Raw genomic sequence first — 19,251 nt, 5'->3', positions numbered from 1 at the left:
GAAGTGCACGAGGCGTCACGCTACCGTGCGGCGCGTCCTGAGACGTGGTGGTGTGACGCCCCCGTCCGGCGCCTACGATCGTGCCTCGTGTCGGATCTCTCGGATGCCGCGAAGCGCCTGCTGCTGGGACGGCCCGTCCGCAGCGACCGGCTCGGGCACACCCTCCTGCCCAAGCGGATCGCCCTGCCCGTGTTCGCGTCCGACGCGCTCTCGTCCGTCGCGTACGCGCCCGACGAGATCCTGCTGACGCTCTCCCTCGCGGGAATGTCGGCACTCGTCATCTCGCCCTGGGTCGGCCTGGCTGTCGCCCTCGTCATGGTCACCGTGGTCGCGTCGTACCGGCAGAACGTGCACGCGTACCCGTCGGGCGGTGGCGACTACGAGGTCGCGACGACGAACCTCGGCGCGAACGCGGGCCTGACGGTCGCGAGCGCGCTGCTCGTCGACTACGTGCTCACCGTCGCGGTCTCGATCTCGTCGGGCGCGCAGTACGCGGCCGCCGCGATCCCGTCGCTGCGCGGGCACGAGGCGGCGTTCGCCATCGCGCTCGTCGTGCTCATCACGCTCGCCAACCTGCGCGGCGTCCGCGAGTCCGGCACCGCGTTCGCCATCCCGGTGTACCTGTTCATGATCGCGATCGGGTCGATCGCCGTGGTCGGCGCCATCGAGTCGGCGCTCGGCACGCTGCCGATGGCCGAGAGCGCGCAGTACACGGTCGCGGGCACCGACCAGTTCCAGGACGGGCTGACCGGCTTCGCCGGGTTCTTCCTGCTGCTGCGCGCGTTCGCGTCCGGCTGTGCCGCGCTCACCGGTGTCGAGGCGATCAGCAACGGCGTGCCGTCGTTCCGCAAGCCGAAGTCCCGCAACGCGGCGACGACGCTCGCGCTGCTGGGGAGCATCGCGGTCGCGATGCTGCTCTCGATCCTCGTGTTCGCGCGCGCGACGCACGTGCACTTCGTCAACGACCCTGCGACGCAGCTGCTGCTCAACGGCCAGCCGGTGGGCGACTCCTACGTGCAGGACCCGGTCATCAGCCAGCTCGCGGGCGCCGTCTTCAAGAGCGCGCCGTTCCTGATCGTCATCGTCTCGGTCGTGACGGGCCTGATCCTCGTGCTCGCCGCGAACACCGCGTTCAACGGGTTCCCCGTGCTCGGCTCGATCCTCGCGCGCGACGGCTACCTGCCCCGCCAGCTGCACACGCGCGGCGACCGGCTCGCCTTCTCGAACGGCATCATCACGCTCGCCGCGGTCGCGATCGTCCTCATCTGGTCGTTCGACGCCGAGGTCACGCGGCTCATCCAGCTGTACATCGTGGGCGTGTTCGTCTCGTTCACCATCAGCCAGCTCGGCATGATCCGGCACTGGACGCGGCACCTCGCGACCGAGCCGGACCCCGCGGTGCGCGCGCGCATGCAGCGGTCGCGGGTGATCAACTCGATCGGCTTCGCGATGACGGCGACGGTGCTCGTGATCGTGCTGATCACCAAGTTCACGCGCGGCGCGTACATCGCGATCATCGCCATGGGCGTCGTCTTCGTGCTGATGAAGGCGATCCAGCGGCACTACCGCCGCGTGCGCGCCGAGCTCGCGCTGGGCGACGACGCCGAGGCCGCGCGCGCCCTGCCGAGCCGCGTGCACGCGATCGTGCTGGTCTCCCGCCTGCACAAGCCGACGATGCGCGCGCTGTCCTACGCCCGTGCGTCGCGTCCGAGCCTGCTCGAGGCCGTCACCGTCGGCGTCGACCCGGAGGAGGCCGAGACGCTGCAGGCCGAGTGGGAGGCGCTCGACATCCCGGTGCCGCTCAAGGTGCTCGACTCGCCGTTCCGCGAGATCACCCGGCCCGTGCTCGCGTACGTGCGGTCCGTGCGGCGCGACAGCCCGCGCGACCTCGTCGTCGTGTACATCCCGGAGTACGTCGTCGGCCACTGGTGGGAGCAGCTGCTGCACAACCAGAGCGCGCTGCGGCTCAAGGGCCGCCTGCTGTTCACGCCCGGCGTCGTGGTCGCGTCGGTGCCGTGGCAGCTCGCGTCGAGCGAGGGCCAGACCGGGCTCGAGCACCTGCGGACGAGGCTGCCCGGTGGCTTCTGACACGGCCGCGACGGGCGACACCGTCGAGCTCGAGGTCGGATCCGTCGCGCACGGCGGGCACTGCGTCGCGCGCCACGAGGGCCGGGTCGTGTTCGTCCGGCACGCGTTGCCGGGCGAGCGCGTGCGGGCCCGGCTGACCGACGCGGGCGAGACGGCGAAGTTCTGGCGTGCCGACGCGATCGAGGTCCTCGAGGCATCGCCCGACCGGGTGCCGTCGGCGTGGCCGGCGGCCGGCCCGGGTGGCGTCGGCGGGGGAGAGCTCGCGCACGTCGCGCTGCCCGCGCAGCGGCGGTGGAAGGCCGACGTGCTGCAGGAGCAGCTGCGCCGGCTCGCGCGCGACGACCGCGAGGTCACGGTGCACGCGGCACCGGGGGACGACGAGCGCGGGGGCCTCGGCTACCGCACACGCATCGACCTCGTGGCCGACGACTCGGGGCGCGCGGGCATGCGCGGGTACCGGTCGCACGACGTGCACCCGCTGAGCGACATGCCGCTGGCGTCACCGGCGATCGCGGCACTCGACCTGTTCGGCCGGCGCTGGCGCCCCGGCACGCGCATCGAGGCGGTCGCGCCCGCGGGCGGCGACAGCCCGCTCGTGCTCATCGACGACCTCCCGCTCGACCTGCACCGCAGCCGCCCCGACCCGCGCCCCAACGCGCGCACGTCGGTGCGCGAGCGGGTCGCGGCCGGGGGAGCGGAGCACGTGTTCCGCGTGAGCGCCGCGGGCTTCTGGCAGGTGCACCGCGAGGCGCCCGGCCTGCTGGTGGACGCGGTGCTCGCCGGCGTCGGAGACGTCGCCGGCGCTGCGGTGCTCGACCTCTACTCGGGGGCCGGCCTGTTCACGCTGCCGCTGTCCGACGCGGTCGGGCCGGACGGCGAGGTCGTGTCGGTCGAGGGCGACGCCCGTGCGGTGCGAGACGCGCGCCGCAACGCGCACGACCGCTCGAACGTCGAGCTCCACCAGGGCGACGTGGCGCGCATCCTCACCGGCCGCGACGACGCCGACTCGGACGTCGTGCACGCGGACGTCGTGGTGCTCGACCCGCCGCGGGTCGGCGCGGGCCGCAAGGTCGTGACGGCGATCGCGGCGCTGCGGCCCGAGCGCGTCGTGTACGTCGCGTGCGACCCCGCGGCACTCGCGCGCGACGTGGCGCTGCTCGGCGAGTCGGGCTACGGCCTGCGCTCGGTCGCGGGGTACGACCTGTTCCCGATGACGCACCACGTCGAGGCCGTCGCGGTCCTCGAGCGCTGACCGCCGCGGGATCCCGAGCCCGTGCGCCACCCCGTCGTCCGGCCTAGCGTGGGCCGCAGAGCCGGCGTGCGCGTGGGCCGGCGAGACGCCGACCAGGCGTGAGGCCGAGCAGCGACGGACGTGGAGGACGACATGACCGAGAGCGACGCCCAGCACCGGCTGGCGGAGGCGAGCCGCCTGGTGAGCGCGGAGCTGCACAAGTCCGGGACCCCCGACTACGACATCCGCGCGCACGAGCGTGCGCTCGAGGCCGAGCGCAAGGCGCGCGAGGCGGTCGAGGCCGAGAAGAAGGCCTGACGCCCGACACGCGGCCTCACGCGCGACGTGCGCCGGCGGCCCTCGAGGATGTATCTTGATGTCGAGATAATCTGCGGCGGGCCCCCACCGTCGCGCCCGGGCGTGCCGCCCGGCTGACTCACCAGCGAAGGAGCCCCCACGTGAGCAGCGTCGACAGCTTCGGAGCCAAGGGAACCCTGCAGGTCGGTGACGCCTCGTACGAGGTGTACCGCCTGTCGGCCGTGCCCGGCCTCGAGCGCCTCCCGTTCAGCCTGAAGGTGCTCGCGGAGAACCTCCTGCGCACCGAGGACGGCGCGAACATCACCGCCGAGCACGTGAACGCGCTCGCCACGTGGGACCCCGACGCCCTGCCCGACACGGAGATCCAGTTCACGCCGGCGCGCGTGATCATGCAGGACTTCACCGGCGTCCCGTGCGTCGTCGACCTCGCCACGATGCGCGAGGCCGTCGCGGAGCTCGGGGGCGACCCGTCGCGCATCAACCCGCTCTCGCCCGCCGAGATGGTCATCGACCACTCGGTGCAGATCGACGTGGCGGGCCGCGCCGACGCCTTCGAGCGCAACGTCGACTTCGAGTACCAGCGCAACCGCGAGCGCTACCAGTTCCTGCGCTGGGGTCAGACGGCGTTCGACGACTTCAAGGTCGTCCCGCCCGGCACCGGCATCGTGCACCAGGTCAACATCGAGTACCTGGCGCGCGTCGTCATGGTCCGCGACGGGCGCGCGTACCCGGACACGTGCGTCGGCACGGACTCGCACACGACGATGGTCAATGGCCTCGGCGTGCTCGGCTGGGGCGTCGGCGGCATCGAGGCCGAGGCGGCCATGCTCGGCCAGCCCGTCTCGATGCTGATCCCGCGCGTGGTCGGCTTCAAGCTCACGGGCCAGATCCCGGCGGGCGTCACGGCCACGGACGTCGTGCTCACGATCACGCAGAAGCTGCGCCAGCACGGCGTGGTCGGCAAGTTCGTCGAGTTCTACGGCGACGGTGTCGCGGCCGTCCCGCTCGCCAACCGCGCGACGATCGGCAACATGAGCCCGGAGTTCGGCTCGACGGCCGCGATCTTCCCGATCGACCAGGTGACGCTCGACTACCTGCGCCTCACGGGTCGCAGCGACGAGCAGGTCGCGCTCGTCGAGGCGTACGCCAAGGAGCAGGGCCTGTGGCACGACCCGGTCGGCGCGGCCGAGCCGGTGTTCTCGGAGTACCTCGAGCTCGACCTGTCGACGGTCGTCCCGTCGATCGCCGGCCCGAAGCGCCCGCAGGACCGCATCGAGCTGAGCCGCGCGAAGGAGCAGTTCCAGCGCGACCTGCCGACCTACGCGCCCGAGGCCGCGAACGGCGTCGACGAGGCGGAGGAGGAGTCGTTCCCCGCGTCGGACTCGCCCGCGATCTCGTCGGGTGCCCTGCGCACGTTCGGCGTCACCGACTCCGAGGGCCGCGAGTACGACCTGTTCCACGGCGCGGTGGCGATCGCGTCGATCACGTCGTGCACCAACACGTCCAACCCGTCGGTGATGCTCGCCGCGGCGCTGCTGGCGAAGAACGCGGTCGAGAAGGGCCTCGTCGCCAAGCCGTGGGTCAAGACGTCGATGGCGCCGGGCTCGCAGGTCGTCACGAACTACTACGAGAAGGCCGGCCTCTGGCCGTACCTCGAGAAGCTCGGCTTCCACCTGGTGGGCTACGGCTGCGCGACGTGCATCGGCAACTCGGGCCCGCTCGACGAGAAGGTGTCGGCCGTCGTCCAGGAGCACGACCTCGCGGTGGCTGCGGTCCTGTCCGGCAACCGCAACTTCGAGGGGCGCATCAACCCCGACGTCAAGATGAACTACCTCGCGTCGCCGCCGCTCGTCATCGCGTACGCGCTGGCCGGCACGATGGACTTCGACTTCGACAGCGACCCGCTGGGCCGCGACGAGGCCGGGCAGCCCGTGTTCCTGCGCGACATCTGGCCCGCGCCGGAGCAGGTCCAGGCGACGATGGACGCGTCGATCGACCGCCAGATGTTCGAGGACGACTACGCCGACGTGTTCGCCGGCGACGACCGCTGGCGCTCGCTCGAGACGCCCGAGGGCGACACCTTCGCGTGGGACGCCCAGTCGACCTACGTGCGCAAGCCCCCGTACTTCGAGGGCATGGGTGCGACGCCCGAGGCCGTCACCGACATCACCGGCGCGCGCGTGCTCGCCAAGCTCGGTGACTCGGTGACGACCGACCACATCAGCCCCGCGGGCTCGATCAAGGCGGACAGCCCGGCCGGCACGTACCTCGCCGAGCACGGCGTGGACCGCCGCGACTTCAACTCGTACGGCTCCCGGCGCGGCAACCACGAGGTGATGATCCGCGGCACGTTCGCGAACATCCGCCTCCGCAACCAGCTCGTGCCGGGCACGGAGGGCGGGTTCACCAAGAACCTGCTCACGGGCGAGGACACGACGATCTACGACGCGTCGGTGGCCTACGCCGAAGCCGGCGTCCCGCTCGTCGTGCTCGGCGGCAAGGAGTACGGCTCCGGCTCGTCGCGCGACTGGGCGGCCAAGGGCACGCGCCTGCTGGGCGTCCGCGCGGTGATCACCGAGTCGTTCGAGCGCATCCACCGGTCGAACCTGATCGGCATGGGCGTGCTGCCGCTGCAGTTCCCCGAGGGCGAGTCGGCCGACTCGCTCGGCCTCGACGGCACCGAGACGTTCGACATCGCCGGCGTCACCGAGCTCAACGCGGGCACCACGCCGCGGACCGTCAAGGTGACGGCGACCAAGGAGTCGGGCGAGACCGTCGAGTTCGACGCGGTCGTGCGCATCGACACCCCCGGCGAGGCGGACTACTACCGCAACGGCGGCATCCTGCAGTACGTGCTGCGCCAGGTCGCCGGCGTCGCCTGACGCCCGCCGCGCCGCGACGACGGCCCGCGTCCCCGCTCGGGGCGCGGGCCGTCGGCGTCAGCGGTGGACGGGCGCCGCGGTCACGTGCCGGAGCACGGACCGGACGACGTACGCGTCGTCGAGCACGCGGTTGTGGCCCAGCCCGGACGTGACGAGCAGATCGCTGCCGGGGTGCGCGGCGTGCAGGCGGCGCGAGTCGCCCGGCTGGCCGAGCGTGTCGTCGACGTCGCGGACGAAGAGGGCGGCGACCCCTGGGGGCGCGGGGTGCTCGACGAGCTCGGCCCGCGCCGACGCGCCGGGGTCGTCCGGGAACAGGCGATGCACGACGGCGGTGTCGAGCGCGGGCACGAGGCGTGGCGGCAGCGCGACGTTGCGCGCGAACGACGTCTCGACGGACGCGACGCTGCACGGCGCGTTGATCGCGACCCACCGGGTCGACGGCAGCCCGTCGCGCAGCGCGATGCCGGCCGCGAGGCCGCCGAGCGAGTGCCCGACCACGCCCGCGACCTCGGCGCCCCGTGCGACGACCCCGTCCGCGAGGCGCTGCAGCACCTCGGCCACCTCGAGCACGTTGGTGGTCCGCCCGGTGGAGTCGCCGTGCGCGACGGCGTCGAACGCCACGACGGTCAGGCCCGCGGCCTCGAGGCCCGCGACGACGGCGGCCATCCGGGAGGCGCGCAGCTGCCACCCGTGCGCGACCAGCACCGTCGGCGCGTCGGCGTCGCCCCACCGGTAGGTGGCGACCCGCTCGGAGCGGACGTCGAGGGTGCCGCGCACGGAGCGCTCGTGGACGGGCCGGTCGGCCGGGCGGATCACGGCCGGCCGGCCGACGCGCATCATGAGCGCCGCGGCCGTCCGCACGGCGACCGGAGGCGCGACGGCGCCGAGCGAGCGGATGGTGGTGCGGACCGCGACGCGGGTCGCCGCGCGCGAGATGGGGACGCGGGAGCGCGGCACGGGCGTGGCGGTCATCGGGTGCTCCTCGGGTCGAACAATCCGAACGGTCGTCCGTAGAGATTGCGCCCAGAATATGCGAACGGTCGTACGCTTGTCACCGTGGAGAGCCACCCGATCCTCGTGCACGCCGACGGCCGCCGCGCCCGCGGCGACCGATCCCGGCGTGCGGTGCTCGACCACGCGGTGCACCTCGCGTCCACGCACGGGCTCGACGGCCTGAGCTTCGGGCTGCTCGCGGGCTCGGCGCCGGTGAACAAGAGCGGCATCGCGGGCCTGTTCGGGTCCAAGGAGGGGCTGCAGCTCGCGGTCGTCGAGCAGGCGCGGCAGGTCTTCCTCGCGGCGGTCGTCGAGCCGGCGCGCGAGGCCGAGCGGGGCCTGCCCCGCCTGTGGGCGCTCTGCGAGCGGTGGCTCGCCTACTCGCGCGACCGCGTCTTCGCCGGCGGGTGCTTCTTCCGCGCGGCCTCGGCCGAGCTCGATGCCGCCGGGCCGAGCGCGGTGCGGGACGTCGTCGTCGACGCGATCGCCGACTGGCACGGATACCTGACGCACCAGGCCGAGGTCGCGGTCGCGCTCGGGCAGCTCGACGTGGGCACCGACGTCGACCAGCTGATGTTCGAGCTCCGCGCGTTCCTCGAGGCGGCCGACGACGCGTCGGTGCTGCTCGGCGACGACCGCGCGTACGCGCGAGCCGAGACCGCGGCGCGCGCCGCGCTCGTCGCGCGCGGGGCATCCGGGATCTGAGGGCGCCGCCGGGTTGCCCCGGCGCACCCGGCGTCAGCCGCGGTCGAGCTCCGTCAGCCACGAGAACGCGACCGGCAGCGCGCGCAGCACCGACACGTGGCCGTCGCGCGGGCGCAGCCAGAGCTGCGCGTCGGGCAGGAGCTCGAGCAGCCGATGGCTGTGCGCGGCCGGCACGACCGCGTCGCGGCCGCCGTGCACGAGCAGAACCGGCGCCGCGACGTCGGCCGGTGAGAACCCCCACGGGCCGGCGTACGCGACGTCGTCGTCGACCGGGCCGTCGGGGAACGCGGCGCCCGCGGGTCCGGCGTCCGCGCCGAGCGCCGCCCACGGTCCGGCCAAGGCCTCCCAGTCCGCGTCGACGAAGCCGGGCGGCGGACCGGCGGGCTCCACCACCGCGGCGCGCTCCGTGCGCCCGCGGGTCGCCGCTCGCAGGGCCGCGTCCCACGCCATGCCGGCGGACCAGTCGAAGCCGTCCAACGGTGCGAGCCCCGCGATGCTCACGACCGCCGTCGTCCGCTCGGGCAGCAGCGCGGCGCACGCCAGGGCGTGGGGCGCGCCGCCGGACGCGCCCACGGACGCCGCGCGGTCGACGCCGAACGCGTCGAGCACCGCGCGCACGTCGGCGGCCGCGTCGCCGACGGTCCGGCCGGGGCGGGGCGTCGAGCCGCCGTACGAGGGTCGCCCGTAGGACACGACCCGCAGTCCGCACCGCTCGGCCGCGTCGACGACCGGCGCGAGGAGTGCGCCGGACTGCGGCGTGCCGTGGTGCCACACGACGGCCGCCGTCCCGGCGTCCGCAGCCGTCGCGTGCGCGCGGAGGTGCCGGCCGTCGGGCAGGGGCAGGTCGAGCGTCGTGGCGTCCGGCATGCCAGCGAGTATGGCTCGGCGATGCCGGCTGCCTGGGGCCCGCTCGTGACCGGAGGCGGCGCGCGGGCGTCGGCGACCGGGTGAAAGCCGCGCCTCGATGCGAGATCTGGACAGTTGTCCACCTACGATCCCGCAATGCTCACGCGCCGTGCGTGGCCGTCGATGGTGACGGCCGTGGTCCTGCTGCTGCTCGGCGCGCTCGTCGCCACGGGTGTCGGCCAGGCGCTCGGGCTCAGCCACGAGCCCGCCGCCACCCCGCCCGCCGTCCCGCCGTCCACCCGACCGGTGGCCGCCATCACCTCGGCGCCAGCGATCGACGGCATCGACGTCCCGGCGGGGGACCGGCTCGCCCTCGCGGCGACGTCCGTCGCCGACGCGCTCGTCGGCCGCGGTGTGCCGCGACCCCGGGTCGGCGCCGGGACGCCCGACGCGCAGCTCGTGGTGCACCTGGTCCCGTCGTTCCCCGGGTCGCCCGAGTCCTACCGCCTCACCGCGCGGCCCGGCGGTGGGTGGACCCTCGACGCCGGTGACGTCGCGGGCGCCGCGGCCGGGCTCTACGCCGTCGCGGACCACGTGCGGTCGGGTGCGCCCGTCGTGCCCGCGGGCACCGACGGCGCCGTTCAGACGCCGCGGCTCGGGCTGCGGCTCACCGACGCGGGCTCCGTCGGCCGCGAGCCTGACCCGCAGGCGTTCGCGGCGGGTACCGACTACTCGCTCAACACCGACGTCGTCGCCGAGGCGGCGCTGCCGTCGGCGCCGTGGGTCGACCCGGCGGCGGTCGACCGGATCGACGGCCAGCTGCGTCAGCTCGTCCGGCACTCGCTCGAACAGGGCTACAACGGCCTCGTCGTCCCGGGGTTCCTGCAGTACCTCACGTTCCGCGGCGTCGGCGACGGGCACGCCGTCTACCCGGCGGGGGACGAGCACGTCGCGCGGGCCGAGGCGATGGTCGCGGCGTTCGCGCCGGTGTTCCGGTACGCGCACGACATGGGCATGCACGTCTACTTCCTGACCGACATGCTCGCGGTCGACCCGCCGCTCGAGCGGTACCTCGACCGCACGTACGGCGGCCTGCGGGTCGACGAGCCCGCGCTCTGGTCGGTGTACCAGGCGGGCCTCGACGAGCTGTTCGACGCGATGCCGTTCCTCGACGGGCTGATGGTGCGCGTCGGTGAGGGCGGCGCCGACTACCAGGCGGGCTGGGACTACTCCTCGAAGCTCGCGGTGACGACGCCCGCATCGGTGCGGGCGATGCTGCACGCGCTGCTCGAGACGGCCGGGCGCCACGACAAGGACGTCATCTTCCGGTCGTGGACGGTCGGCGTCGGGCCGGTCGGGGACCTGCACACCAACCCGCGGTCGTACGACGAGGTGCTCGGCGACCTCGACGACCCGCACCTGGTCGTCTCCACGAAGTACACCGCGGGCGACTACTACAGCCACCTGCCGCTCAACCCGACGCTCGAGACCGGCACGCAACGCCGCATCGTCGAGTTCCAGGCGCGCCGCGAGTTCGAAGGCTTCGGCGCACTGCCCAACGACCTCGTCGCCGAGGAGAAGCAGGCCCTCGAGCACTTCCTCGCCGTGAACCCGCACGTCGAGGGCGTGTGGAACTGGACGCAGGACGGCGGCCCGCTCAGGGCCGGCCCGATGACGCTGTACCTGCGCACCGGGTTCTGGCAGCTGTACGACGTCAACACCTACGGCATCGGCCGCCTCGCGTGGGACCCCGCGGCCGACGCCGGGCAGGTCACGACCGACTGGGTCCGGCAGACGCTGTCCGCCGACCCCGCGACCGTCGCGACCGTGACGGACGCGCTCGCGCGGTCGCGCGACGCGATCACGCGCGGCCTGTACATCGGTCCCTTCGCGCGCCAGACCGTGCGCGCCCTCGGGCTCGAGCCGCCGCCCATGATGTGGATCTTCGAGTGGGACATCGTCACAGGCGACTCCGCCGCTCTCGACAGCATCTACGCGGTCAGTCGCGGGCAGGTCGACGCCGCCGTCGCCGACGGCCAGGACGCCGCGCAGGTCGCGCAGCGCATGCGCGACGAGGTCGCCGCGACCGACGCGTCGACGTGGCGCTCGGCCGCGATGCACGACGACCTCGTCGCGGCGCTCGACTACGAGACGAACCTGCTGCGCACGCTCGCGGCCTACCGCGCCACCGTGCTCCGCCACGCCGAGTGGCTCGACACCGGCAGCTCGACGGCCTACGAGCAGTGGCGCGCCGCGGAACGCGACTACCGGACCGAGCGGGCGGCGCACGTGGCGCGCTACGCGGGGGACGTCGACCTGCCGGCGTACAACTTCACGGCGGCGGACCTCGGCACGACGCGGGCGGACCGGGACCCGGCGATGGCGTGGGCCGCCCGGGCGCTGCTGGTCGTGGTGCTCGCGGCGCTCGCGCTCGGCACCGTGCGCGGCGGCCGCCTGCTGCGCGGACGGCCGGGCGCCGTGGCGCTGCGCGCGCTCCTCGTGGCGGCGACGCGGCCGTGGCGGCTCTCCGCCGTCGCCGCCGGCCGGGGCCGGACCGACCGGGTGCTCGTCTGGGCGCTCCCGGCGGTGGCGCTCGCGCTCAGCCGCGCGGTGCTCACCTGGTTCGCTGCGCCCGCGCACCTGCTCGTGGCGCTGGGCGGCTGGATGCTCGTCGCCGCCGTGCTGCGGCTCGCGGTCGGTCGCCGGGATCCCTTCCACCTCTGGGCCGCCCTCGGCGGGGTCGCGCTGCTGCGGGCCGCGCTCCTGCTCGGCGCCCTCGCGCTGCGCGGGCCCGGCAGGTACTGGTTCGGGTTCTGGACGTCGCCGGACGCCCGGACGCTGTACGTGACCGTCGCGTTCGCGGCGTTCTGCTGGCTGTTCGTCGTCGTGGCGCTCGTGCTGCGTGGGCGGTACGGCCTGCTGCGCCGGCGCGCCGCCGGGGTCACCGCGGTCGCCGCGGGCGTGGCGCTCGCGGTGCTCGCCGGGTTCGTCGCGGTCGTCGGGCTCGAGCGCGCGCTGACCGTGTGGAACGACCAGCTCGCGCTGCTCCCGTGGGGGCTGTCGCGCATCCTCGGGATCACCGTGTACCTCGGCATCCCGACCGTGCTGCCGACCGTCGCGGCGGTCGCGGGCGTCGTCCTCGCCGGTCTGGGCCTCGCGCTGTGCGCCGGGCCGCGCCGGCGTGCGACGGCCCCGGCGGCGGCTCGACCCCAGCCGGAGCGGGTCGGCGTCGTCGAGTAGGGGACACACCGCAAACGACGTTGGCATCGACAACGTTTTCCACGACGATGCGGTGCGTGTCGCTGATCGAGGTCGCCCAGCTCCGCAAGGTCTTCCGCCGCGCCGACAAGAAGCCCGGCCTCGCCGGGTCGGTGCGGCACCTCGTCGAGCGGAGGTTCGTCGACAAGGTCGCGGTCGACGACATCGACCTGCGCGTCGAGGCCGGCGAGGCGGTCGCGTACGTCGGGCCCAACGGCGCGGGAAAGTCGACCACCGTCAAGATGCTGACCGGCGTGCTCGTGCCGACGTCGGGCACCGTGCACGTCGAGGGTCGGGTGCCGCACAAGGACCGCATCGCGAACGCGCGCCGTGTGGGCGTCGTCTTCGGGCAGCGCACGCAGCTGTGGTGGGACCTGCCGGTGCGCGACTCGCTCGAGCTGCTGCGGGACATGCACGGCCTGTCGGACGCGGACTACCGCCGCAACCTCGAGCGGCTCGACGCGACGCTCGGCCTCGCCGAGCTGCTGCCGGTGACGGCCCGCAAGCTGTCGCTCGGCCAGCGGATGCGCGCCGACCTCGCGGCCGCCCTCGTGCACACGCCGCCCATCGTCTTCCTGGACGAGCCGACCATCGGTCTCGACATCGCCGTCAAGGACCGCGTCCGCGCGTTCGTGCGCGAGCTCGTCGCCGAGGGCACGACCGTCATGCTGACGACGCACGACCTCGGCGACATCGAGGACATCTGCCGCCGTCTCGTGATCATCGACCAGGGCCGGATCGTGTACGACGGCGACATCGGCACCGTCGTCGAGACGTACGCGCGCGAGCGCACGATGCACTTCTCCGTGGCCGAGGCGCCCGCGTCGCTCGCGGGGATCGCGGCCCGGCTGCCGGACGCCGCGGTCGCCGAGGGGCCCAGCGACGCGCAGCTCGACGTCACGTTCGACCCCGCGGTCGTCAGCTCCGCACGGGTGCTGGCCGCGGTGCAGGCGGAGGCCGACGTCGTCGACCTCCGCATCGACGAGCCGGCGATCGAGGACGTCGTGCGGCGGGTCTACGCGGGCGAGCTCGGCGCGGGAGGCATGCAGTGAGCGCCGCGGCGCTGCTCGAGGCCGCCCCGTCCGGGCGGCTGCCGTTCGCCGGCCGCACGCGCGCCCGGCGCTCGATGGCCCGCACCGCGTTCCGCAGCCTCGTCGCGCACCAGGTGAGCTTCCTGTTCGGGCTCCTGGCCACCGCGTTCGCCGTGCTGTCGATGCTCTACCTGTGGCGCGCGGTGCTCGCGAACGGGCCGCTGCACGGATTCGACTGGCCGCACATGCGCGCGTACCTGCTCGTGACGTTCGTGGCCGGGTCGCTCGTCTCGAGCTACGTGGACTACCGGATGGCAGGGCGCATCCTCCAGGGCGACGTCGCGATGGACCTCGTCCGGCCGGTCGGCTACCAGGACGCGCGGTTCGCCGAGGCGCTCGGCTTCGGCGTGTACGAGCTCGGCACCGGCCTGCTCGTCGCGGCGGTCGCGGCGCTCGCGTTCGGCGGCGTGCCGGGACCCGCGCCGGGCGAGCTCGGCGCGTTCGTCGTCTCCGCGCTGCTCGTCATGCCGCTGCGGTTCGGCATCGTCTACATGAGCGGGCTGGTCGTCTTCTGGACGCAGAACTACATCGGCGTGCAGGCCGGCCGCATCGCACTCGTCACGCTCTGCTCCGGGGCGCTCGTGCCGATCGCGTTCTTCCCCGGCTGGGCTCAGGACGTGCTGACGTACCTGCCGTTCGCGGGCATGGCGTCGACGCCCGCGCTCGTGTACGTCGGGCACCTCGCGGGTGCCGAGGCGTGGCGGGCGGTCGCCGTGCAGGCGTTCTGGGTGGTGGGCCTCTGGCTGCTCGGTCGCGCGCTGTGGGGTGCGGCCAGCCGGCAGCTGACGGTGCACGGTGGCTAGCGCGCAGGCCGTCGCGGCGCCCGGGGTGCTCGCGCGGGTGCGGCGCAACGCCTGGCTCTACCGGCGCTGCCTCGGAGCGCACCTGCGCTCGACGCTCGAGTACGAGGCCGACTTCTGGATCATGAGCGTCTCCGCCGTGATCGCGCAGGGCGTCGGGATCGTCTTCCTCTGGGCGATCTTCGGGTCGATCCCGGAGATCAACGGCTGGACGTTCTGGGACGTCGCCATGATCTACGCGCTCGTCGTCCTGTCGGAGGGCCTCTCGGTGCTGTTCGCGCAGGGCGCGTGGTCGATGGCCTTCACCGTGAACCTCGGCGGCTTCGACGCGCTCCTCCTGCGACCGTTCTCGCCCGTGCTGCAGGTGCTGAGCTCGGAGATCGGCATGAACGGGCTCGGGAACGTCGCGCTCGGCGGCGCGCTGCTCGGCGTCTCGGTCGCGCACGTCGACGTGGCCTGGACGCCCGCGACGATCGCGCTGTTCGTCGTGCTGGTGGTGAGCGCGGCGCTCGTCAAGGTCGGCCTCAACACGGCGACGAACGCGGCGGCGTTCTGGATCAAGACGCCGTGGTCGATGTTCGCGTTCTCGATGCACACGTTCGGCGAGCTCGCGCGGTTCCCGATCACGATCTACGGCATCGGCGTGCGGCTCGCGCTGTCCGTCGTCCTGCCGTACGCGTTCATGAGCTACTTCCCGGCGCAGGCGGTCCTGTCGACCGGCACGGCGCACTGGCTCGGCTTCCTCACGCCCCTCGTGGCGGTGTGGTGCCTCGTGCTGGGTGCGCTCGTGTTCCGGCGCGGCATGCTGCGGTACGAGAGCGCCGGCAACTGACCCGGGGTGTCGCGGCCGCGTCGCGGCTGCCACGCTGTCGCCGTGGCGCACGACGAGCAGCTCGTGGCGCGCGTCCTCGCGCAGGCGCGCGCGCTCGTCCGCGACGAGATCGCGACGCTCGTCGACCGGCGTCGTGAGACGGGGTACGGGCCGCTCTACGACCTGGTGGCCGACTACCCGCTGCGCGAGGGCAAGGGGCTGCGGCCCGCGATCTGCCTCTCGGCCGCGCTCGCGGCGGGCGGGCGCGTCGACCAGGCGCTCGCGTCGGCCACGGCGCTCGAGCTGCTGCACAACGGCTTCCTCGTGCACGACGACATCGAGGACGCGTCGACGTTCCGGCGCGGCCGCGCGACCCTCTTCGCCGACCGCGGGGTCCCCGTCGCGATCAACGTCGGCGACGCCACGAACATCCTCTCGGTCGGCAAGCTGCTCGAGAACGTGTCGGGGCTCGGCGTGCGCAAGGCGCTGCTCGTGCTGCGCGAGTTCGAGCGCATGGCGCGCGAGTCGGTCGAGGGGCAGGCGATCGAGCTCGACTGGATCGCCCGCGGCACGTTCGACCTCGGCGACCACGACTACGTGCGGATGGTCTACAAGAAGACGTGCTGGTACACGGTGATCGCCCCGCTGCGGATCGGCACGATCTGCGGCGCCCCGCCGGGCACCGGGCGTCCCACGGACGACGAGCTGCTCGGCCTCGTCGCGCTGGGCTTCCACGCCGGCGTCGCGTTCCAGATCACCGACGACGTGCTCAACCTGGTCGCCGACGAGGGCGCGTACGGCAAGGAGACGGCGGGCGACCTCTGGGAGGGCAAGCGGACCGTCATGCTGCTGCACTTCCTGCGGGCCGCCGGGCCGGACGACCGCCGCCGGGCGCTCGCGCTCCTGGCGCTGCCGCGCGCCGACAAGGCGGGCGACGAGGTCGCGTGGCTCGCCGGGGCGATGGACGCCGCGGGCTCGGTCGACCACGGCCGGGTGCTCGCGCAGCGCTACTCGCGGCGCGCGCTCGACCTCGAGAGCCGGGTCCTGCACCCCTCCCGGGCGGACGAGTCGGCGGACTATCGTCACTTCCTGCGCGAGATGCTGCACTACGTCATCGATCGGACGCTCTAGTCGAACGGGCGCCGGTCGCCCGACGCCGACGGACGGGACCCGGGGGCCATGACCGAGCCACCGCACGGAGCGAGCGACGCGCTCGGCGAGATCCTCCGGCTGCAGCAGGACTTCCAGGCGCGCATGGTCGACGAGACGCTGCGCTACCTGCGCCGCGTGCAGGGCATGTTCGAGCCGCACGCGCCCGGCACCGTGCTGCGGCCCGACGCCCCCGCGGCACTGGCCGCGACCGCGGCACCCGGCGGGCGCGCGTCGGTCCGGCTCGACGTCGAGAACCGGCAGCGCGTGCACACGGTGCTCGCCGCGACGCTCACGCCGCTCGTGGGCGAGGACGGGACGACCTGGTTCGCCGACGCCGACGTGCGGCCCGCGTTCCGCCTCCTCGCACCGGCGGAGCAGGCGCGCGTGACCCTGCGGCTGCCGGTGCCGGCCGACGTGCCGGAGGGGCTGTACCGCGGGCTCGTCATGCTGCGCGGGCTGCACCAGGGCGGGGTGCCGCTCGAGGTCACCGTGGCGGTCGCGTCGTGAGCCCCGGCGACCCCGACGTCCTGCTCGTCGACGAGCCCGACCGCGCGGGCCGCACCACGGCCTCGCTGGTCGCCTCCCTCGCCGGACGGCTCGCGGTCCTGCCGGGCGTGAGCGGCGCCGACGTCGTCGGTGCGCTGGCCGCAGGCGTCGCGGCGGTCGGGCGCGAGGCGGCCGAGACCGCCGAGGGACGGCGGCTGCGGGAGGCGCTCGCGCGCGGGCGTCCGGCGACGAACGCGACGCTCCTGTGGCAGCGGCTCGGCATCGACCGGTGGCTCGCGACGATGCCGGCGAGCCCCGTGCTCCACCAGCTCCGGAACGACGCGGCGCTGCTGCTGGTCGACGACCTCGGGGAGACGCTCGACCTGCCGCCCCTGCTGCCGGACCGGACGGGTGGCGACGCCGTCGGGCCGGGACCCGTCGACCCGCTCGACCTCGTGCTGGGTCTGTGGGCTCTCGCGCGCGAGACGGAGGCGCTCGTCGAGGCGCTCGCGGCCGCGTCGGGGGAGCCCGCGCCGCGGGTCGTCCCGGGTGCAGGCCGCGCCGCTCCGGTCGACGGCGTCGTGCTGCGTTGACCGTGGGGTGAGCGTGCTCGACCACCTCCGGCCGCCCCGAGCCGACGACCCGACCCGCGCGCTCTACAAGGAGTGGCTGCACGTCAACGTCTTCGACCACGCGAGCGGCACCGTCGGGCTGGTCAACCTCTCGCTGCACGGCGACCCCGCCGCGGCGCCGTCCCGCGCCGTGGGGGTCGCGCTCGTGCGCGTGCCGGGTGCCGGATGGTCGGGCGGGACGCAGGTGCAGGGCGCCGCCGCGGCACACGCCGGTGTGCTCGAGCTCGCGGCGGGCGACGTGGCCGTCGCGGTCGCGCCGTGGTTCGGCGCCGGTCACGCGGCGGCGCGCGCCGCGGTGGCGGACGCCGACGTCTCGCTCGGGGGCCCGGCCGTGGGGCCGCCGCTCGGGCCGTCGTGGGACGTCCCGTTCGGCGAGGGTCACCTGGGGTGGGCGGCGTACCCGCGGCTCGCGCTCGACGGCGTCGTCCGGGCGGCGGGCCGCCGGCTCGTCGTGCGCGGCGCCGGGGGCTACGCGGACCACAACTGGGGTCGCTGGGCGTGGGGCGACGACGTCGGCTGGGACTGGGGCTGCTTCCACGGGGCGGACGGCCTGCTGGTCGTGATGTCGCGCACGACCGACCGGGCGCACCGCGTGACGGGGGACGCGCTCGTCACCGTCGAGCACGCCGGGCGGGTCGCGCAGTTCGTCGGCCCCCAGGTCGACATCGCCGTCGACGGCGTGCGGCACCCGTCGCGACGGTTCCCGGGCGCGATGGCGGCGCTGCACGCCGACCGCGCGCGCGACCGGCTGCCCGCGCGGGTGCGGGTGCGCGTCGGCGACGGCTTCGACGGCCTCGAGGTCGTGCTCGACGTCGACGACGTGGCCCAGCTCCTGCTCGCCGAGCCGAGCAGGCCGGGGTTCGCCGTGCTGCACGAGTCCGTCGGCCGGTTCCGTGCGGTGGGCCGCCTGGCCGGTCGCCCGGTCGAGGCGCACGGGCTGGGCGTGGTCGAGCATGCCGGCTGATCGTGGGCTCGCGGCGTGGGTGCGGGCGATCGTCGGGGCGCTCGAGGCGGCCGACCCGGTCGGTGCCGCGACCCTGCGAGGCGTCGCGGCGCGTCGCTCGGCGCGGATCGGGCTCGACGACGAGTGGGTCGCGGTGGGCTTCGACGACCACGGCGCGCTGCGGGTGCGGCGCGTCGACGGACCCGGCACCGGCCCGTGGGGCCGCTCCTCGCGCGGCACGGTGGTCGACGTGCTCGCGGCGCGGGTCGAGGTGCGCGACGCGGTGCTGACGGGCGACGTCGAGGTCGTCGGCACCGTCGCCGAGGTCGCGGCGATGATCGCCGTCATCGAGATCGTGCTCGACGCCGCGATGCGCGCGCCCGCGCTGCAGGCGCTCGCGGACGAGCTCGTCGCGGCGGTCGGTGCGCCCACCGGTCCGGGGCGCGCGCCCGTGCCCTGGTACCCCGACGAGATCGCGCCCGCCGAGCTGCGCCTGCTGCGCGCGCTGGGGCTTCTCGCCGACCCGCCGGCCGCGACTGGTTGACGCCCGACTTGTCCGGGTCGATGCTGCTGGTGCGAGCGATCCGTGCGGATGCGGGGGTACGCCATGGGTTCCGACGTCCATCTCGACGGCCATCTCGGCTCGATCGGGCCGGTGACGGTCAATCCGGTGACGGTCGACGGCATTCCCGACGCGTTCACCATCACCGTCGCGTCGCCGCTGCCGAAGATCCAGCTCGGCGTCGACCCGGTGACGCTCAACCCGGTCGACGCGACGCTGACGCTCAACCCGGTGACGCTGAACCCGGTCGACCTCAACCTGGCGGTGACGTCGCTGCCGGAGACGCGCAGCCACCTGCCCGCCGACTTCACGGTCGGGCTGAGCCTGCTCGGCATGGAGCTGCTCAAGGTCCGGCTGTGCGGCGAGGCGCAGCTGATCTCCGAGGCGTACCACCCCGGGCCGTGCGAGGTCTGCGGCTACGAGGCGCGCGAGCCCGACGAGCAGGACGGCTGA

17 protein-coding genes are annotated in these 19,251 nt (G+C 74.3%); 15 read left to right on the top strand and 2 right to left on the bottom strand.

The window, feature by feature from the left end:
- Positions 1 to 87 precede the first annotated feature (87 nt).
- The 4 genes from QRT04_RS01345 to acnA all read left to right on the top strand — a co-directional run bounded on the left by QRT04_RS01345 (position 88) and on the right by acnA (position 6,519).
- The gene (locus QRT04_RS01345; protein ID WP_289453085.1) at positions 88 to 2,088 is read left to right on the top strand and encodes an APC family permease; all 2,001 of its coding nucleotides are present in this window, start codon (positions 88 to 90) and stop codon (positions 2,086 to 2,088) included.
- Positions 2,078 to 3,340 (top strand): class I SAM-dependent RNA methyltransferase, encoded by a 1,263-nt coding sequence (locus tag QRT04_RS01340; RefSeq protein ID WP_289453084.1) that lies wholly within the window; start codon positions 2,078 to 2,080, stop codon positions 3,338 to 3,340. The genes QRT04_RS01345 and QRT04_RS01340 overlap by 11 nt, the downstream gene beginning before the upstream one ends.
- Positions 3,341 to 3,472: 132 nt before the next feature.
- The gene (locus QRT04_RS01335; protein ID WP_289453083.1) at positions 3,473 to 3,637 is read left to right on the top strand and encodes a translation initiation factor 2; all 165 of its coding nucleotides are present in this window, start codon (positions 3,473 to 3,475) and stop codon (positions 3,635 to 3,637) included.
- A 140-nt stretch (positions 3,638 to 3,777) separates the two neighbouring features.
- Complete coding sequence (gene acnA, locus QRT04_RS01330) at positions 3,778 to 6,519, top strand: aconitate hydratase AcnA (RefSeq protein ID WP_289453082.1); 2,742 nt, start codon at positions 3,778 to 3,780, stop codon at positions 6,517 to 6,519.
- A gap of 57 nt (positions 6,520 to 6,576) precedes the next feature.
- On the opposite strand, the gene QRT04_RS01325 is transcribed toward acnA, so the two are convergent.
- Positions 6,577 to 7,491: an alpha/beta hydrolase gene (locus tag QRT04_RS01325; RefSeq protein WP_289453081.1), complete on the bottom strand. Its 915-nt coding sequence runs from the start codon at positions 7,489 to 7,491 to the stop codon at positions 6,577 to 6,579.
- An 84-nt stretch (positions 7,492 to 7,575) separates the two neighbouring features.
- On the opposite strand from QRT04_RS01325, the gene QRT04_RS01320 reads away from it, so the two are divergent.
- On the top strand, positions 7,576 to 8,217 hold the full coding sequence (locus tag QRT04_RS01320) for a TetR/AcrR family transcriptional regulator (protein ID WP_289453080.1): 642 nt from the start codon (positions 7,576 to 7,578) through the stop codon (positions 8,215 to 8,217).
- Positions 8,218 to 8,250: 33 nt separating this feature from the next.
- On the opposite strand, the gene QRT04_RS01315 is transcribed toward QRT04_RS01320, so the two are convergent.
- Positions 8,251 to 9,084, bottom strand: coding sequence for an alpha/beta fold hydrolase (locus QRT04_RS01315; RefSeq protein ID WP_289453079.1), 834 nt, complete (start codon positions 9,082 to 9,084; stop codon positions 8,251 to 8,253).
- 135 nt (positions 9,085 to 9,219) lie between these two features.
- Between QRT04_RS01315 and QRT04_RS01310 the strand changes: the two genes are divergently transcribed.
- From QRT04_RS01310 to QRT04_RS01265, 10 genes are all read left to right on the top strand, one after another.
- Complete coding sequence (locus QRT04_RS01310) at positions 9,220 to 12,303, top strand: hypothetical protein (protein ID WP_289453078.1); 3,084 nt, start codon at positions 9,220 to 9,222, stop codon at positions 12,301 to 12,303.
- Between the two features lie 56 nt (positions 12,304 to 12,359).
- Positions 12,360 to 13,373, top strand: a complete 1,014-nt coding sequence (locus QRT04_RS01305) for an ABC transporter ATP-binding protein (protein ID WP_289453077.1) — start codon at positions 12,360 to 12,362, stop codon at positions 13,371 to 13,373.
- The gene (locus QRT04_RS01300) at positions 13,370 to 14,215 is read left to right on the top strand and encodes an ABC transporter permease (RefSeq protein ID WP_289453076.1); all 846 of its coding nucleotides are present in this window, start codon (positions 13,370 to 13,372) and stop codon (positions 14,213 to 14,215) included. Before QRT04_RS01305 ends, QRT04_RS01300 begins: the two co-directional genes overlap by 4 nt.
- On the top strand, positions 14,208 to 15,044 hold the full coding sequence (locus tag QRT04_RS01295; RefSeq protein ID WP_289453075.1) for an ABC transporter permease: 837 nt from the start codon (positions 14,208 to 14,210) through the stop codon (positions 15,042 to 15,044). The genes QRT04_RS01300 and QRT04_RS01295 overlap by 8 nt, the downstream gene beginning before the upstream one ends.
- Before the next feature lie 42 nt (positions 15,045 to 15,086).
- On the top strand, positions 15,087 to 16,154 hold the full coding sequence (locus QRT04_RS01290; RefSeq protein ID WP_289453074.1) for a polyprenyl synthetase family protein: 1,068 nt from the start codon (positions 15,087 to 15,089) through the stop codon (positions 16,152 to 16,154).
- 48 nt (positions 16,155 to 16,202) lie between these two features.
- Complete coding sequence (locus tag QRT04_RS01285; protein WP_289453073.1) at positions 16,203 to 16,682, top strand: hypothetical protein; 480 nt, start codon at positions 16,203 to 16,205, stop codon at positions 16,680 to 16,682.
- Positions 16,679 to 17,254, top strand: coding sequence for a hypothetical protein (locus tag QRT04_RS01280; RefSeq protein ID WP_289453072.1), 576 nt, complete (start codon positions 16,679 to 16,681; stop codon positions 17,252 to 17,254). Before QRT04_RS01285 ends, QRT04_RS01280 begins: the two co-directional genes overlap by 4 nt.
- A 13-nt stretch (positions 17,255 to 17,267) precedes the next feature.
- Positions 17,268 to 18,257, top strand: coding sequence for a hypothetical protein (locus tag QRT04_RS01275; protein WP_289453071.1), 990 nt, complete (start codon positions 17,268 to 17,270; stop codon positions 18,255 to 18,257).
- Positions 18,247 to 18,780, top strand: a complete 534-nt coding sequence (locus QRT04_RS01270; protein WP_289453070.1) for a hypothetical protein — start codon at positions 18,247 to 18,249, stop codon at positions 18,778 to 18,780. Before QRT04_RS01275 ends, QRT04_RS01270 begins: the two co-directional genes overlap by 11 nt.
- 63 nt (positions 18,781 to 18,843) lie before the next feature.
- The gene (locus QRT04_RS01265) at positions 18,844 to 19,251 is read left to right on the top strand and encodes a hypothetical protein (protein ID WP_289453069.1); all 408 of its coding nucleotides are present in this window, start codon (positions 18,844 to 18,846) and stop codon (positions 19,249 to 19,251) included.

Origin of the sequence: Cellulomonas alba, from assembly GCF_030362835.1 — a bacterium.
Classification (GTDB): domain Bacteria; phylum Actinomycetota; class Actinomycetes; order Actinomycetales; family Cellulomonadaceae; genus Cellulomonas; species Cellulomonas alba.
Note: the sequence above shows the minus strand (reverse complement) of the source record. Positions and strands in the feature narration are given on the sequence as shown.